Origin of the sequence: Nocardia sp. CA-151230, from assembly GCF_050942175.1 — a bacterium.
Taxonomy (GTDB): Bacteria; Actinomycetota; Actinomycetes; order Mycobacteriales; family Mycobacteriaceae; genus Nocardia.
Map to the genome: position 1 here is coordinate 2,954,437 of NZ_CP192061.1, position 16,828 is coordinate 2,971,264.

At 69.8% G+C, this 16,828-nt stretch carries 8 protein-coding genes (1 of these 8 cut by a window edge); all 8 read left to right on the forward strand.

Going from position 1 to position 16,828, the window contains the following annotated elements:
• Tightly spaced (each overlapping or abutting the next), the 8 genes in view from ACQP1O_RS13605 to ACQP1O_RS13640 form a layout consistent with a single transcriptional unit that may run on beyond the window.
• Positions 1–279 carry an acyl carrier protein gene (locus ACQP1O_RS13605; protein ID WP_433566159.1) on the forward strand — a complete coding sequence of 93 codons (279 nt, stop codon included), beginning with the start codon at positions 1–3 and terminating at the stop codon, positions 277–279.
• Positions 276–1,373: an acyl-CoA dehydrogenase family protein gene (locus tag ACQP1O_RS13610; RefSeq protein WP_433566160.1), complete on the forward strand. Its 1,098-nt coding sequence runs from the start codon at positions 276–278 to the stop codon at positions 1,371–1,373. Before ACQP1O_RS13605 ends, ACQP1O_RS13610 begins: the two co-directional genes overlap by 4 nt.
• Positions 1,370–2,350 carry a 3-oxoacyl-ACP synthase gene (locus ACQP1O_RS13615; RefSeq protein WP_433566161.1) on the forward strand — a complete coding sequence of 327 codons (981 nt, stop codon included), beginning with the start codon at positions 1,370–1,372 and terminating at the stop codon, positions 2,348–2,350. Before ACQP1O_RS13610 ends, ACQP1O_RS13615 begins: the two co-directional genes overlap by 4 nt.
• The gene (locus ACQP1O_RS13620; RefSeq protein WP_433566162.1) at positions 2,350–3,375 is read left to right on the forward strand and encodes an HAD-IIIC family phosphatase; all 1,026 of its coding nucleotides are present in this window, start codon (positions 2,350–2,352) and stop codon (positions 3,373–3,375) included. The genes ACQP1O_RS13615 and ACQP1O_RS13620 overlap by 1 nt, the downstream gene beginning before the upstream one ends.
• Complete coding sequence (locus ACQP1O_RS13625; protein ID WP_433566163.1) at positions 3,372–5,204, forward strand: non-ribosomal peptide synthetase; 1,833 nt, start codon at positions 3,372–3,374, stop codon at positions 5,202–5,204. Before ACQP1O_RS13620 ends, ACQP1O_RS13625 begins: the two co-directional genes overlap by 4 nt.
• Entirely contained in the window at positions 5,201–9,601 is a 4,401-nt protein-coding gene (locus ACQP1O_RS13630) for a condensation domain-containing protein (protein WP_433566164.1), read from the forward strand. The genes ACQP1O_RS13625 and ACQP1O_RS13630 overlap by 4 nt, the downstream gene beginning before the upstream one ends.
• A complete protein-coding gene (locus ACQP1O_RS13635; RefSeq protein ID WP_433566165.1) occupies positions 9,598–10,443 on the forward strand; it encodes a 3-hydroxyacyl-CoA dehydrogenase family protein in 846 nt (281 codons plus the stop codon). Before ACQP1O_RS13630 ends, ACQP1O_RS13635 begins: the two co-directional genes overlap by 4 nt.
• Positions 10,430–16,828: the 5' portion of an amino acid adenylation domain-containing protein gene (locus tag ACQP1O_RS13640; protein ID WP_433566166.1), read on the forward strand. It continues 4,032 nt past the right edge of the window; only the first 6,399 of its 10,431 coding nucleotides appear in the window; the start codon lies at positions 10,430–10,432; the stop codon falls past the right edge of the window. The genes ACQP1O_RS13635 and ACQP1O_RS13640 overlap by 14 nt, the downstream gene beginning before the upstream one ends.

Consider the following 16,828-nt stretch of genomic DNA (forward strand, 5'->3'; position numbering starts at 1 on the left):
GTGGAGGATCTGGCGCAGGGCGTGCGGCATCGGGCGGAGCTGACGCAGGAGTTGCTGGCCTACTTCGGATCGATGGCCGAGATCGAATTGGCGCCGGAAGACGACATTTTCGCGCTCGGACTGGTGAATTCACTACGGGCGCTGGAGATTGTCGTGCACGTGGAGAGCACCTACGGGATCTCGGTCGATGTCGATGATCTCGAGCTCGACAACTTTCGGAGTGCCGCGCGTGCGGCGGCCTTCGTTGTCCGCAAGCAGGGCGGGGACAGCCACTCGTGATCGACGTGGACGATCTCGTGCAGGCTGCGGCCCGCGATGCGGCACGGTGGGATCGGGACGGTCTGCCCGACGAGATGATCGAACTCGCGGCTCGGAATGGGCTGCTGGGTGCGGATCGGCCCGTGTGCTTCGGTGGTGCGGAGCTCGATGCGCGGGAGCTCGGGCGATTGGCTGCGACGCTCGGGCACGCGTGCACCAGCCTGCGTTCGTTGGTGACCGTGCACGGCATGGTGGCCGCCGCGGTGGATCGGTGGGGCACGGCCGCGCAGCGCGAGGCGTGGCTGCCCCGGCTCACTGCCGGTGAGGTCATCGCCGCGCTGGCGGCGACCGAAGCCGGAGCCGGAACCGAGCTGTCCGCTGTCGCTGCGACTTTCGAGCCCGAAGGCACGGATATCCTGGTGTCCGGTACCAAGCTGTGGGTGACCTTCGGTCAGCGTGCGGACGTCTACCTCGTACTCGGTAGAGCGCCGGGCGGACTGTGTGCCGCACTGGTGGATCGGGACCGGCCCGGGGTCGGCGTGGAACCTGCCGAGAGCGGTCTCGGGTTGCGCGGCGCGCGGCTGGCGACCGTCCGGTTCGACCGCGTGCGCATACCCGCCACCCAGCTGATCGCACCGCCGGGGTTCGGTCTGTCCCATGTCCTCGGCACCGCATTGGATCACGGCCGCTACACCGTCGCCTGGGGCGGCGTCGGGCTGGCCCGCGCCTGCCTCGACGATGCGGCCGCCCACGCCGTCACCCGCGTCCAGGGCGGCACCGCGCTGGCCGAACATCAGCTGATCCGCGCCACGCTCGGCCGCTGCTGGGCGGATGTGGAAGGTGCGCAAGCCCTCTGCGAACGCGCGGCCGATGCGCGGATCGCGGGATCGCCCCAGGCGCTGATCTTCACGATGGCCGCCAAATACGCCGCCGCCGATGTCGCGGCGGCGGTCAGCGAACGGGCCGTGCAGGTACTCGGCGCGGCGGGCTGCGCACCGGACAGCCGGATCGGCCGCTTCTATCGCGACGCCAAAGTCATGCAGATCATCGAGGGAGCACAGGAGGTCGCCGAGGTGTCCATGGGTGAGCACGTCATGCGGGGTGCGCGATCATGAACCAACGCGTGCTACTGGGTCCGGTCGCGACCTGGTTCCCGGACCGGACCGCCGCGGTCGCCACGCTGGCGGAGTTGGCCGATCTGCCCACGAACCGCCGGGAACACGCTCTGGCCCTGGGCATCGACACGGTGCACACCGCTGACGGCATGACCGAGGTCGATCTCGCCGCCGAGGCGGCGCGGGCGGCGCTGGACGAGGCCGATCTCGCGGCCGCCGATCTGGACGCGCTGATTCTGGTCACCGGCCGCGCGCCGCAGTACCTGCTCGCCTCGGAGGCGACCCGGCTGCAACACCGGATCGGCGCGGCCCGCGCCTTCACCACCACGGCCGGGGACCTCGGCTGCGTATCCGTTTCCGCCGCACTGACTCTCGCCGCGAGCCTGGTTCGCGCGGATGCCCACTGCCGCAATGTCCTGGTGGTCACTGCCGCCAAGACGCCCACCCGGAATCGCTACCGCGCTCCCATGACCTTGCTCGGTGACGGTGCGGCCGCAGTGCTGGTCACCACCTCCGGCCCCGGCCGCTGGGAGTTCGTCGACCAGATCGTGCGCAGTGAAGGCAAATACGCGGACCTGTTCCGCATCGACTACCGCGATATCGGCTCCGGCGACTGGGCCGAGGTGTGCGCGGACGAGTCCACCTACTCGTTCCGGCTCGCGGTCGAGAGCAAGAAGCGATTCGACGCCATTGTTCCGGAACTGCTGCGACGCAATGGCATTCGAGACGAAGAGGTGGGACCGATCCTGATGCAGAACCTGTCGGCCGGGGCCGTCGCCTTCTGGGAGGAGGCCCTGGATCGCCCGGTCGACAAGGTCTGCCGGACCAATCTCGCGGCCTACGGCCACCTGGGCTCGATGGACATGCTGGTCAATCTGGAAGCCGCCGCGGCCACCCGCGCGACCGGTGCGTACGCGCTGCTGTTGAACAGCAGCCCGGTCGCCGCGTGGAGCGCCGGCCTGCTGCGGAGGGTGTAATGGCGGCGACAGTGAAATGCCTGGTCTGGGATCTCGACGATACGGTGTGGCCCGGCGTCGTGCTGGAGTCGGACGGCGGTACGCCGAAACCGGAAGTGCTGCGAACGATCCGGACACTGGACGAGCGCGGCATCTTGCACGCCGTCGCAAGTCGTGGCGAGCCAGAGGCTGCCACAGCGCATTTGCGCATGCACGGTATCGAGGACATGTTCTCGGCCGTCGAGATCGGCTGGGGTCCCAAGTCGGAGGCCATTCGCCGGATCGCGGAATCCCTCGATATCGGACTGGACACGATGGCATTCGTCGACAATGATCCGGTCGAGCTGGCGGAGGTGGCCGCCGCCCTCCCGGAAGTCCGGTGCTATCACGCCGACCGGATCGCCGGACTTGCGGACCTTTGCGAATTCATGTCGGCCACCACCACATCCGAGGCACGGCAGCGCCGACTGCTGTATCGCGCGGAACGGGAGCGCAAAGCATCCGAAGCCGAATTCAGCGGCTCGGACGCGGATTTTCTGGCCTCGCTGGATCTGGTCATGACCGTCGGCGAGGCGACCGAGGCGGATCTGGCTCGCGCACACGAGCTGACCGAACGCACCCACCAGCTCAATACCACCGGCGTCACCTTCGACATGGACGAGCTGCGGGCATTGTGCGCGTCCCCGCGTCACGAGGTGCTCGTCGCTTCCCTGACCGACCGTTTCGGCGGCTACGGCACGATCGGGCTGGCGGTGACCGAACAGCGAGGCCCCGATTCCGTTCTGCTCCTGCTGCTCATGTCCTGTCGCGTCATGTCGCGCGGCGTCGGCACGACGCTCATCGCCGAGGTGGTGCGCCGTGCCCGCGCGGCCGGTTTGCGGCCTGCGGCGGAATTCGTTGCCACGCCGCGGAATCGGGTCATGCTCGTGACTCTGCGCTTTGCCGGGTTCGAGGTGGCCGAGAAGGACGGAGATCGCCTCCTGCTCGTCTGCACCGTGCCCGCCGAAAACATCGGCGGCACCGGCCATGTCGAGGTCGTTCGATGAGCGTGGATCTGCTCGACGGCCTGATGTGCCAGTTCGAGCGGGTGCCCGATCGTCTCGCGGTCGTGGTCGGGGATCGGTCTCTCACCTACCGCGAACTGGACACCGCGACAATGGCTCTCGCACGCCGCCTGCTCGTGGCCGGGGTGCGGCCCGGGCAGACGGTCGTCGTCTACCAGCGGCAGAACCTGGACACCGTGATCGGCATGATCGCGACCCTGCGCGCCGCCGCGGCCTGGTGTGTCATCGAACCCGGCCACGGCGGCGAGTCGTCGCTCGGCGCGGTGCTGGAGGCGCTGGACTGCGCCGCGGTGATCATCGACGGCCGGGATCCGCTCACTCCGGGCGACGCGGCGACGGCGCTGGCGGACGCGACGATTGGTCCGGCGGTGATCGACATCGCGGCGCGGGTGGATCCATCCGAGATGCCGCTCCCCGGCCCGCCGCCGCGGCTCGCCCCGGCCTATGCCATCACCACCTCCGGCTCCACCGGAGTTCCGAAGGCAGTGGTCGTGTCCCGCGCGAACCTCGCCACCCAGATCGGGTCCCGGAACAATGCGCACGCCGACGGTGCGCTGGTGACCTTCTCGGCCCTGCGGTTGATCTGGGACGGTTCCCTGCTGGGTGTGGTCTGGCCGCTCGCGGTCGGCGGCACCAGCGTTTTTCCCGATTACCGGATGGTGCGAGATGTCGACGCCGTTGCCGAACTCGCTCGCAGCCGGGGTGTTTCGCATTTCATCGCGACGCCGTCGTTCTATCGGCTGGCGCTGCCACGGCTGGCCGAGCTGCGGCCGACGCTGCGAACGGTGATCCTGGCGGGGGAGGCGATCCCGCCTCGCCTGGTGGACGAGCACCGCGAAGTACTGCCCGCCGTGGCGCTGCACAACGAATACGGCCCCACCGAGGCGACGATCACCTGCATCGGCCCGTACGTCGCGGACACGCCGCGGCCGGTCGTCCCGATGGGCAAGCCGGCCGCGGGTACGACGGCTCACCTTCTGGACGACAAGCTGCGCCCCGTACGCCGCGGCACTCGCGGCGACCTGTACCTCGGTGGCGGGCAGATCGCCGACGGTTATGCGGCCCGTCCCGGACTGACCGCGACTCGATTCGTGGCCGACCCCTTCACCACCGAACCGGGTGCACGGATGTACTTCACCGGCGATCTCGCCCTCGCGGACACGAACGGCGACATCGAATTCCACGGCCGGGTCGACAATCAGGTGAAGGTCCGTGGCGTGCGGATCGAACGCGGCGCGGTGGAGGCGGTGCTGGAAGACCATCCCGCCGTGCGTGAAGCGGTCGTGCTGCCCGTCGCCGATGTCGACGACTCGGTGTACCTGGCCGCCTTCTGGGTGCCTCTGGACACCGCGGCGGCCACGCCCGCATCGAGCGCGCTGGCCGGATTCTGCGCCGAACGCCTCGTGTCGGACGCGGTTCCGGCACGGTTCGTGACCGTCGATGCCCTTCCCATCACGCCGGGCAGCAGCAAGCTCGACGAGGCGGCGCTGCGCGCGCTGCTGACCGGTTCCACGCTCCGGCAGGCGGTGTCGCGGGACGACTGGACCGAGACCGAGCGTGCCCTCGGCGAGATCTGGTCGGAGGTGCTGCTGCACGACGAATTCGATCGCGCGGACCGCTTTCTCGACGTGGGCGGCAACTCCCATCGCCTGGTCGCTCTGCACATGCGCCTGCAGGCGCGCTGGCCGGGCGCCATCTCGGTGGGCCTGCTGTTCGATCTGGACACCGTGGCCGCGCAGGCGGCCGCACTGCCCGCGGATCCGGCACAGCCTGCCGCACCGGCGGACATTCCCCTGGCATTCGAAGTGTGAAGGACATCGTGACCGCACTCGCACCACGCGACGGCGACATCGCCGTCATCGGCATCGGCGCGCGTTTCCCGGACGCGGCGAACCTCGACGAGTTCCGTGAGAACCTCGCCGCCGGAAGGGATTCGATCGGCCCCATGCCGGAGTCTCGCGCCACGGCGACCGCCCTGGACCGCGGCGTCCGGTACCTGCCCATGGGGCACCTCACCGATATCCACACCTTCGACTACGCGTTCTTCGGTCTGTCCAAACGCGAAGCGGCCCTGATGGATCCGCAGCAGCGAATCGCCCTGGAGCTGGCGCACCGCGCCATCGAGGACGCCGGCTACGCACCCGCCACCCTGCGCGCGGCCACCACCGCGGTGGTGTTCAGCGCACCCATGCCCAGCTATCACGCCATGGCCGTCGACCCGGGCCCCCTCGCCATGCTGGGCAATCTGCCCTTCGGCGTCCCCGCCCGCATCGCACACCTGCTCGGCTTCGACGGCCCCTGCTACGCCGTCGACAGCGGCTGCAACGCCTCCCTCATCGCCGTCCACCACGCCTGCCGCGAATTGCGCAGCGGCGACGCCGACTACGCGCTGGCCGGCGGAGTCAGCGTCCGCGCACACGGCGCTCCGGCCTGGGCCGTGCAAACCATGACCGAGATCGCCTCACCGGGCAGCCGGGTCCGAGCCTTCGACGCCCACGCCGACGGCACAGTCCCCGGCGAAGGCGGTGCGGCGCTGCTGCTGACCACGCTCGAGCGTGCCCGCGCCGACCGTGCTCCGGTCTACGCGGTCATCCGGGGCAGCGCCGTCCTGCACAACGGCCATTCCGCCGCAACCATCAGCACTCCCAGCGCCGCCGCGCAGGCCCGGGTCATCGCGCGCGCCTGGCGCAGGGCCGGTGCCGATCCCCGTGATGCCGGATATCTCGAAGCCCACGGCTCCGCCACCCGACTGGGCGACGCCGTCGAACTGGAGGGCCTGCGCACCGCGTTCGCCGAGCGCGCCACCGCCCTGCCGATCGGATCGGTGAAGACCAATATCGGCCACCTCGATCACGCCGCCGGTGTGGCCGGCCTGGTGAAGGCCGTCCTGTCGGTCGCCGACGGACAACTCTTCCCATCTCTCCACTTCCACCGTCCCACCGGCGATCTCGACCTGGCCGCGGCCGGCCTCGAGGTGGTCACGCAACCGAGACCGTGGCGGAGCGACGGCCCGCGCCTGGCGGGTGTCAGCTCCTACAGCCTCGGCGGCGCCAACGCCCACTGCGTCGTGCAGCAGGCCCCCGACGCGGTACCGCAGCCGGAAGCACAACCGGCCGCGGCGAGTCGCGAGCCGGTGCCCCGGCTGATCGGGGTCTCGGCGCGGACGGCGATGGCGCTCGCGGACCTGTGTGGCTCGCTGGCGGAGCGTATGCGGGACGATTCGATCGATCTCGCGGATGTGGCGTTCACACTCGGCCGGGGCCGTGCGCACTTCGGCCATCGCATCGCGGTATGTGCGCGCAGCACCACGGAATTGGCCGATCTGCTCGAAACGCGCGGTGCTGCCGTCGATTCGGACGGTGTGCAGCCGGTCGCGCCGCGAGTGGCGCTGTTGCTCTCGCCGGGTGCTCTGCCGACCGGGCAGGGTGGCGCCGCACTGCCGGAACAGCTGCCCGCGAACGGGGAGACGGCCGAAGTGCTCGCGGCACAGCTCGCGGTGCACGATCGATTGCGTACCTGTGGGATTCAGTTCGCAGCCGTGCTCAGCGGGGGCGCGTCGAAGTTCGCGGCACGTTATCTGCTCGGGTCGCGAGAGCCCGTCGACCCGGGCGACTTGGCTGTTGCCGCGGAGACGCCCGCGGTGAACCGGTCGCGTCTGCTCGCTGCGGCGGAAATGCTGTTGCGGGATGGGCCGGTCGTCTTCGTCGATCCCAGCCGGGACGGCATGCTCGGGCGATACCTCACCGAGGATCTCGCGGATCGCGCTGATGCCGAGATCCTGTTCGGCTCGGCCGATTCCGCGGGGACGCTCGGCATCCTGGGGCGGCTCTACGAGCGTGGAGTGGATCTCGACTGGGCACAGGTGCAGAGCGGGGCCGGTCGCAGGATGCGGTTGCCCGGGCACCCGCTGCGCGGCACCCGGTGCTGGGTCGAACTGCCCACCGCGGCGCAGTATGCCGAGATCGCGTCGGAGCCCGTCGCAGCTGTCGCCGCGCCCGAGCGTCCGGTGGTTGCCATGCCGTCGGATGCGGCGGAGTGGTTGCGCGCAGTATTGCGCGAACTGCTGCACGCGGAGACCGAAATCGGGCTGGATGACGACTATTTCGATGTGGGTGGCAATTCGATCATTGCCGTGCAGTTGGTCGAGCGGGTGGAGGAGGCATTCGGGTTTCGGCCGAAACTGCTCGATGTGTACGAGCGGCCCAAGGTGGCCGAGTTCGCGGACCTGCTGCGGGAAGGGGCGCGCCCGGCGCCGGAGGCGATGTCGGGAGCGCGCGGGCTACCGGCCATCGCGCGCACCGACGAGCTGGTCATGTCACCCGGGCAGGAACGGATGTGGTTCCACCATCAGCTTGTTCCGGACACCACGCTCTACAACTATCCGGTGGTCAACGTTCTGCGCGGCCCGATCGACGTCGACGCGGTCAAGGGAACATTCGAGGATTTCGCGGAGCGACACGAACCGCTGCGCTACAACCTCGTCGAGGTCGACGGTGTGCCGGCGGTGCGTGTGCGGCCCGCTCTCGGCGAATTCTTCAGGGTCGTCGATGTGTCCGGTGAGGCCGATTCGGTCGCCCGGGCGCGCGAGCTGCTCCGGGAGGCCGCGGTCCGGCCCTTCGATCTTGGCCGCGACCCCATGGTGCGGGTGCTGGTGATCGAGCTCGCCCCGGATATGCATGTGCTGCAGGTGGTGTGCCATCACTGCGTCACCGACGGCCAGACGCCGGGGATTCTCGCGCGGGAGATTCCGGTGCTCTATGCCGCCCGGCTGGAGGGGCGCCCGGCCGCGCTGGAACCGCTGCCGATCCGCTACCGCGACTACGCGCGCTGGCACCGCGAGCTGCTCGACTCGGGCGCGCTCGAGCACGAGCTCGAATACTGGAAGCATATCCTGCGTGGCGCGCCGAAACTGCGGCTGCCCACCGACTTCCCGCGGCCGGCGCGCAAGACGTTCGCCGGTGAGCTGGAGCCGTTCACGGTGCCGGCGACGTTGCTCGCCGCGGCCCGCACGGTCGCGAAGCGGGAGTCGGTGTCGCTGTTCGTGGTGCTGCTGTCGGCCTTCTATCTGCTGCTCGCCCGGCGCAGTGGTCAGCGCGACCTCGTCGTCGGCACGCCGACCACCGGCCGCACCCGCCGCGAGCTGGAAGGGCTCATCGGCTTCTTCAACAGCACCGTCGCGCTGCGCGCCAACCTCTCCGGTCCCGCGACGCTGGGCGATCTGCTCGAGCGAGTGCGTGGAATCGTGCTGGGCGCGTTGGAGAATCAGGAGATCCCATTCGAGCGGGTGGTCAATGCCCTCGACGATCAGCGCGACATGTCCCGCACCCCGATCTTCGATGTGCTCTACGTCCACCAGGACCTCACCGGCCCCGGATCGGTCAACCCGCTCGGCGGCGGGGCGACGGAGTTCTTCGACTCGGAGCACACCATCCACAATGCCTTCGGCGGATTACCGCCCGGCACAGCCAAATTCGACCTCAGCCTGATCACCTACGATCGCAGCGACGACCTCGACATGCTGGCCTGCTTCGAGTACAGCACCGAGCTGTTCACCCAGCGCACCGCCGCGGGGTTTGCCGCGGCCTACCTCGGGATCCTCACCGAGGTCGTGGAGTCGGCTCCGGATCGGTCGATCGAGGAGCTGCTCGTCACCATGCCCTCTCCCGCCGGCGTGCATGCGGCCGAGCAGGCTGTGGCACTGGATATTCAGACAGACCGGCCGCGCGGAACGGGCTCGGCCCGATACACGGCGGGGACGGTGCGCGAGCGGCTCGATGCCGCGCCGGGCGATGCGACCCTGCTCGCCGCCTGGGCGGCACTGCTGAGCTGGTACTCCGGCTCCGATGACGTAGTGGTCGGCACGGCAACCGGTCCCGCCCGAATGGACTTCGCCGACGAACCCACCGGGGCCGAACTGCTCGAACGAACCGCCGCGGAGTTGGCCGCGTCGGCGCAGGGCGACAGCCATGCCGGGGCCATCTGGTTCGGCGCCACCCCGCCGGACACTGCGGAACTGGCGCTCGACCGGGAGTCCGGTGACCGCGCAGTCCTGAAACTGGCGTACGCCACAGACCTTTTCGACGAATCGACCGCGCAGCAGATGCTCTCGGATCTGACCCGGCTGCTGCACGGCCTGCTGGAGACACCGAATGATCCGGTGCCGGATATCGCGATGCGCTGCATCGCGGAAGCGGAGGTGACCCGATGACCGGAGTCGTGGCAGTTATCGGCGCGGGCACCATGGGCGCCGGCGTCGCACAGTGCCTCGCGCAGGCGGGATGCGATGTCATCGTGGTCGAACCCGATCCGGCCGCCGTGGAGCGGGCACGCCGTGGCCTGAACGAAGCGGTGCGCCTGGCGTTGCTGCTGGGCCGCGGTGATCGGCGGACGGCGCTCGAGACTGCCCGCCGGGTGCGCTGGACCGACCGTCTCGATGACCTCGACGCGGTCGAGTTCGTCATCGAGTGCGCGGTCGAGCGGATCGAATTGAAGGAGAAACTCTTCGCCGAACTGGACCGCGTCTGCCCGGCCGAGGCCGTGCTCGCCTCCGCGACGTCGGCCATCCCCATCGCCCGGCTGGCCGCCGCGACCGGTCGCCCCGATCGCGTGCTCGGTCTGCACTTCATGAACCCGGCCCCGCTGACCGATGCGGTGGAAGTCGTTCGCGGGGAACAGACCTCGGCCGACACCATGGCGCGCGCCACCGAACTGCTCACCGCTCTCGGCAAGGAATCGCTCGTCGTCGGCGACCGCCCCGGGTTCGTCATCAACCGCCTGCTCATGCTGAGCATCGCGCAAGCCGCCGCCACCCTCGACACCGGTACCGACGCCGCGACGGTGGACGCCCTCTTCGAACGCTGCCTCGGCCACCGCATGGGTCCGCTGCGCACCGCGGACCTGATCGGCCTGGACAACGTCGCCGACACCATCGAGGTGCTGCGGCGCGAGACCGGTGAGGACCACTACCGCGTTCCGCCCGCGCTCGCGACGCTCGTCGCCGCAGGACATTTCGGCCGTAAGACCGGACAAGGATTCCATGACTATCGTTGAGACCACCCGCACCGCGACGGCCGGACCGCAGGTCCCGAGCGATGCGCAACGCGCCGCCCTCGCGGCCGGTGATCGCTGTGTCGACCTGTACATCGAACTGACCGGCCGGGTGGACGCGGAGCTCCTGTGTCGGGCGGTCGACACCGTGATGACGGAATGCCCGGTGCTGCACAGTGTGTTCCGTGCCGACGCCGGCGCGATCCAGGTGTGCGAGAACCCGCCCGTACCGACCGCCGTGCTCAGTGTCGACGGGACCGGTCCGGGAGATTTCGTCGCCGAGTGGATCGCCGAAGAACGTGCGTGCCGAATGGATATCGCGCAGGGGCCGCTGTACCGGCAGGCCGTCTTCCGGTTCCCGGATGGCCGGCTCGGCTGGTACCAGCGCTATCACCGCCTGGTCAACGACCAGCCGGGAGCGCTCGCGATTCTCGCCCGGGTGTGTGATCTCCTGGACGGCGCGCCCACGACTCCCGGCGCGAATCCGCCGTTCGGCACGACAGCCGACCAGCTGGAAAATGAACGCCGATACCGCGAATCGGGTGCGTGGTCCGCCGACCGGGACTACTGGGAGCACACTCTTGCCGACGCCGCCCGGCCCGAACCTCCCGCCGCGGGTATCGCGCGTCCTGCCAGCGGTACTCCGGATGAGACGGTCTGGGCAGCGGTGGGAGCATCGGCGGAACTCACCAGGGCCGCGCGGGTGTGCGGGGCCGGTGCGCCCGCGGTGGTGCTGGCCGCGATGGCCGTCTACGTGTCGCGCACGGCGTCCTCGGGGGAGTGCGTGGTCGCACTCGATACCGGGGAAACCACTGTGCCGCTGCGGATTCCGGTCACCGCCCAGGCCGGGTTCTACGCGATCGCCAAACAGGTGGGGCGGGAGCTGCGCAAGGCCCGGCGGCTCAGGTTCATTCCCGATATCGATGAGCCGTGGGCGGATTCGCCGGTGCACGGGCAGTGGCCGCTCGCGGTACGGATGCTCGGAGGTGCCGCGATCGACGGTTTCGGCACGGCAGCGGTGACCGGGTGTTCCGGGAGCGGCGACGAGTTCACCGTGTGCGTCGACGATCAGGCGGCCGGTGGATGGCGGATCGCCGTTGCCGGAGCACATCGTTCGCACCGGGACCGGCTGGTTCGGCTGTTGGAGCAGTTGGCACGCACACCGCATACACCCATTTCCCGGATCGATATCGCCGCACCGGAGGAGATCGAGCGCCTCGACGGCCGTCCCCCCGCCGACGTCGTCGCAGCGTCGTCCACGACACTCCCGGCTCTGTTCACCGAGCAGGCGGCCCGGTCGCCCGAGGCGGTGGCGATCGTCGGACGCGACGCCCGCATGACCTACGCGGACCTGCACGACGACTCGAATCGTCTGGCGCGCAAGCTGATTGCCCTCGGCGTCGGGCCCGAACACGTGGTGGCGCTCGCTTTCGGACCATCGGGCGAGCAGATCCTCGCGGTGCACGCGGTGCTGACAACCGGTGCCGCGTACCTGCCTTTGGACCCGGAGCATCCGCGTTCGCGCCATGCCCAGGTGCTCGATATCGCGCAGCCGATGTGCGTCCTCACCACGCGGCAGGACGAATTCGACGCTCCCGACGGCGTCCGGGTGATCCACATCGACGAACTCGACCTGGCCGCCGAGTCGGGTGCCACGGTCACCGATGACGACCGCATCTCCCCGCTGCGTCCGGAAAACCTTGCCTACGTGCTGTTCACGTCCGGCTCCACCGGGCAGCCGAAGGGCGTGGGCGTCACCCACGCGGCCGTGTGCGCCCACCTGGCCTGGATGCAGCACCTGCACCGCCTCGACGACACCGACACCGTCGTGCGCAAGACCACCCTGACATTCGACGTCTCGGCCTGGGAAGTGCTGTGGCCGTTCACCGTCGGCGCCCGGCTCGTGGTCGACGGATCGGGTGCACCCGGCGAGCCGAACGCGCTGGCGCAAGCGATCATCGAGCACGATGTCACCACGGTGCAGTTCACGCCGTCCACGCTCGCGGCGCACCGGCAGGCGGTGGCCGCGCCGATGCCGCCGAGTGTGCGTCGCGTGCTGCTCGCCGGTGAGGCGCTGACGCCCGCACTCGCCGCGGCGTTGCCGACTGTCGCTCCGGGTGCGTACTACGACAACCTCTACGGTCCGACCGAGGCGACAATCGCCGTCACCCGGCACGCGATCGGCGCGAACGACACTGCCGCGGTACCCATCGGAGCACCCGCGTGGCAGGTCCGTGCCCACGTGCTGGACGCCTTTCTGCGGCCGGTTCCGGCGGGCGTGCCGGGCGAGCTCTATCTCGGTGGCGCGGCGCTCGCGCGCGGCTATGTGCGCCGGGCGGGGCACACCGCCGCCCGTTTCATCGCCGACCCGTTCGGTGATTCCGGGCAGCGGCTCTACCGCACCGGCGACATCGTGCGGTCGACCGGTCACGGCGAGCTGGAGTACCTCGGCCGCAGTGACTTCCAGGTGAAGCTGCGCGGTGTGCGCATCGAACTCGGCGAGCTCGAATCGGTGCTCGCCGCACAGGAATCCGTGGCCCAGGCGGTCGCCGTCGTTCATGACCACAACCGTGCCGGTGGTCGCCTGGTCGCCTATGTCACCCCGGCCACCGGGCACAGCATCGATCCGGCCGCGCTGGACCAGCGGTTGCGTGCGGTACTGCCCCGCCACCTGGTGCCCGCCGCGATCATCGGTCTTCCCGCGCTGCCGGTGAACCGTTCCGGCAAGGTGGATCGAAAGGCCCTGCCCGCACCCGAGGTCGAGACGGTGGCCTTCCGGGCCCCGCGCACCGACACCGAAACCGCGCTCGCCGCCGCCTACGCCGAGGTGCTCGGCCGGGACCGCATCGGTGTCGACGACTCCTTCTTCGGGCTCGGCGGCGACAGCATCATGTCGATCCTGCTGGTGTCCCGGGCACGGTCGCGCGGTATCGCGGTGACCGCTCAACAGGTCTACGAGCACCGTACCGTCGCCCGCCTGGCGGCCATCGCCGGAACGGCCGGGGGAGAGGAGATTCCGCCGCTCGCCGAGCTGCCCGGCGGCGGCGTCGGCGAACTGCCGCTCAACCCGGTCCTCCGGTTCCTGGTCGAGCGCGGCGGCACCTTCGACCGCTTCTGCCAGTCCATGACACTGGATCTGCCGATCGGAATCGACCGCGGCGCATTGGTTTCCACCCTCTCCGCAGTCGTCGATCATCACGACATGCTGCGCTCGCGGCTCTACCGCGACGGCTCGGGGGACTGGCACGTGCGGGTCACGCCGCCGGGCAGCGTCGATGTGGACTCCCTCATCCACCGGGTTGCCTACGACGCCGACCTCACCGGTGAGGAACTCCGGGTACTCGCCGAAGCCGAACTGAGCGCGGCCATCGACCGGATCGACCCGTCCGTCGGCGCGGTACTGCGGTTCGTCTGGCTGACACCGGATTCGGGCACCACCCCCGGAATGCTCGTCATCGCCGCACACCACATCGCCGTCGACGGCGTCTCCTGGCGAATCCTGTTGCCCGACTTCATCGCCGCCTGGGCCGCGGTCGCGGCGGGGAACACGCCGCGGCTGCCCGCGGTCGGAACATCCATGCGCCGATGGGCGCACGCGCTCGTCGACACCGCGCACACCGAGGCGCTCACCGCCGAGCTGCCGGTCTGGCGCGAGATCGTCGAGGGCCCGGCGCCGTCCTTCGGCGCGCGGCCCTTCGATCCACACCGCGATATGGCAGCCGACGTGGCACACACCTTCGTCGAACTCGACGAACGCGATACCGCCGCCATCCTCACCGCCATTCCGGACCGCTACCGGGCCCGCGTCGCGGACGCGCTGCTGACGGCGCTCGCGCTGGCGGTGACGCGCTGGCGGTCGCGGCGCGGCGAGGACGAGCGGTCGGTGCTGCTACGCCTGGAAGGCCATGGCCGCGAACAGGACGCGGTGCCCGGGACGGACCTGTCGCGCACCGTCGGCTGGTTCACCTCCATCGTCCCGGCACGCCTGGACCTGACCGGAGTGGATCTCGACGACGCCTTCGGCGGCGGCCCGGCCATGGGAGTCGCCATCAAGGCCGTCAAGGAACAGCTGCGGGCAGCGCCGCACAACGGCTTCGGCTACGGCCTGCTCAGATACCTGAACGAGGACACCGCCGCCGCACTACCGCCGGGCGAGCCGGGGGAGATCTCGTTCAACTACTTCGGGCACATCGCCGGCCTCGACCTTCCGGAGGAGCTCGCCGGAATCGGCTTCCTGCCCAACGCCGAATTCGGCATGCTGGCCATTCGTCCCGACGCCGGCCGTGGCGCGCTGGGTGCCGTGGAAGTGGATTCCATCGTCCTCGGCCACCGCCTGGTGACCGGCTTCGGTTATGCGCGTGGGATATTCGGCGAGTCGGCGGGCGAGGAGCTGGTCGAGCTGTGGCGTGCGGCGCTACGCGCCGTCGCGCAGCACGCGCACAACCCCCATACCGGCGGCGGGCACACCCCGTCCGACTTCCCCCTCGTGACCGTCACCCAGGGCGATATCGATACCTGGGAACAGCGGTACCCGACGCTGAGCGAGGTGTGGCCGGCTACGCCGCTGCAGTCCGGCATGATGTTCCACGCTCTGTTCGATCCGGACGCGGTCGACGTGTACACGGTGCAGCTCGTGCTGGACCTGGAGGGCGTGGTCGACGCGTCGCGGCTGCGGTCGGCTGCGGCGGCCGTGCTGGAGCGACATGCCAACCTGCGCACCGCCTTCGAGGTGGATGCCGCGGGGACGCCCGTCCAGATCGTCACCGATGATGTGGTCCTGCCCTGGCGCGAGGTCGACCTGTCGTGGGCGACCGGCGACGACGAGCGACTCCTCGCCGCCGAACGTACGATGCCGTTCGACCTCACCGCCCCGCCGCTGCTGCGCTTCCTCCTGCTCCGCCTCGGCGACGGGCGGACCCGGTTCGCCGTGACCTGCCACCACGTGCTCCTCGACGGTTGGTCCATCCCGCTGCTGCTGCGCGAGATCATGGCCGGTTACGCCGGTTTCGCGGTCGAACCCCCGCCTCCTTACCGCCGCTATGTGGAATGGCTGGCCCGGCAGGACGACTCGCTTTCCCAGCGGGTGTGGGCCAAGGCGCTGGCCGGGGTCACGGAGCCGACGCTGCTCGCGGACACCCCTGCGGTGCACGCCCCCACCGGCCTGCCCCGGGAGCGGGCATTCGACCTGGACGAGACACAGACCCGGGCGCTGATCCGCCTGGCGGCCGAGTTCGAGGTGACGATCAATACCGTCGTGCAGGCCGCCTGGGCAATCCTGCTGGCGCGCACCACCGATCGCGACGACATCCTCTTCGGCACCACGGTCTCCGGCCGCCCCGCCGACCTCGCGGGCGTCGAGAACATCGTCGGGTTGTTCATCAATACGATCCCGGTGCGCATTCGGCTGGCCCCGGGCGAGTCCGTGGGCGCGCTGCTGCGTCGCGTGCAGCGTGAGCAGTTCGAACTGACGGCCCACCACCACCTGGGCCTGTCGGATATCGGCGCGCAGACCGGTGTAGGTGAGCGGAACCTGTTCGACACGCTGCTGGTCGTCGAGTCCTACCCCGTCGACGAGGCGAAACTGCGGTCGGACGCCCTCGCATTCGCCGGATTGGCGATCGGCGGATTCCAGTCCAGGGAGGCGACGCACTACGCGCTGACGCTGACTGTCCGCCAAACCGATCGCCTGCACCTGCTGGCCGGCTGGTGGCCCGAGCTGCTCGATGCGGAGACCGTGTCTCTATTGGGCGAACGGCTGACCCGGGTGCTGGCGGCGCTCGCCGCGAATCCGAATATCGCTGTGGCGGACATCGATCCGATCGGCGAGGCGGAACACCGCCGGGTGCGGGACTGGCAGTGCCCCGCCGCGCCGGTGCCGGACGTGACACTCGTGGACCTGTTCCGTGCCCAGGCCGCAGTGCGCGCGGATGCCGTCGCGGTGCGATTCGGCGACCGAGTATTGACCTATCGGGACCTCGACGAGGCATCCGATGATCTGGCCTGCGCCCTCGCCGTGCACGGCGTCGGCGTGGAATCGCTGGTAGCCGTGGGTGTTTCACGGTCGGTGGAGCTGATCGTGGCGCTCCTGGGAGTACTCAAATCGGGGGCGGGCTACGTTCCGCTCGACCTCGGCAACCCGCCGCAGCGGCTCGAATTCATCCTCGCCGAAACGAACCCGGTCTGCATCGTGACCACCGCCGCCGACCGTGCGGCCCTGCCCGCGGGCGAACAGCCGCACCTGGTGCTCGACACCCTCGACCGCAGCGGTGCCGACGTCGCCTCGATCGCATCGGGTCCGGACAATGTCGCCTACGTGCTGTACACGTCGGGTTCCACGGGGCGTCCCAAGGGCGTGAGCGTGACGCATCGGAATGTCGTCGGCATGCTC

Excerpts from the sequence above, each read along its gene's own strand:
- ACQP1O_RS13635 (WP_433566165.1), top strand. The coding sequence starts at position 9,598 with ATGACCGGAGTCGTGGCAGTTATCGGCGCGGGCACCATGGGCGCCGGC.
- ACQP1O_RS13620 (WP_433566162.1), top strand. The coding sequence starts at position 2,350 with ATGGCGGCGACAGTGAAATGCCTGGTCTGGGATCTCGACGATACGGTG.
- ACQP1O_RS13625 (WP_433566163.1), top strand. The coding sequence starts at position 3,372 with ATGAGCGTGGATCTGCTCGACGGCCTGATGTGCCAGTTCGAGCGGGTG.
- ACQP1O_RS13615 (WP_433566161.1), top strand. The coding sequence starts at position 1,370 with ATGAACCAACGCGTGCTACTGGGTCCGGTCGCGACCTGGTTCCCGGAC.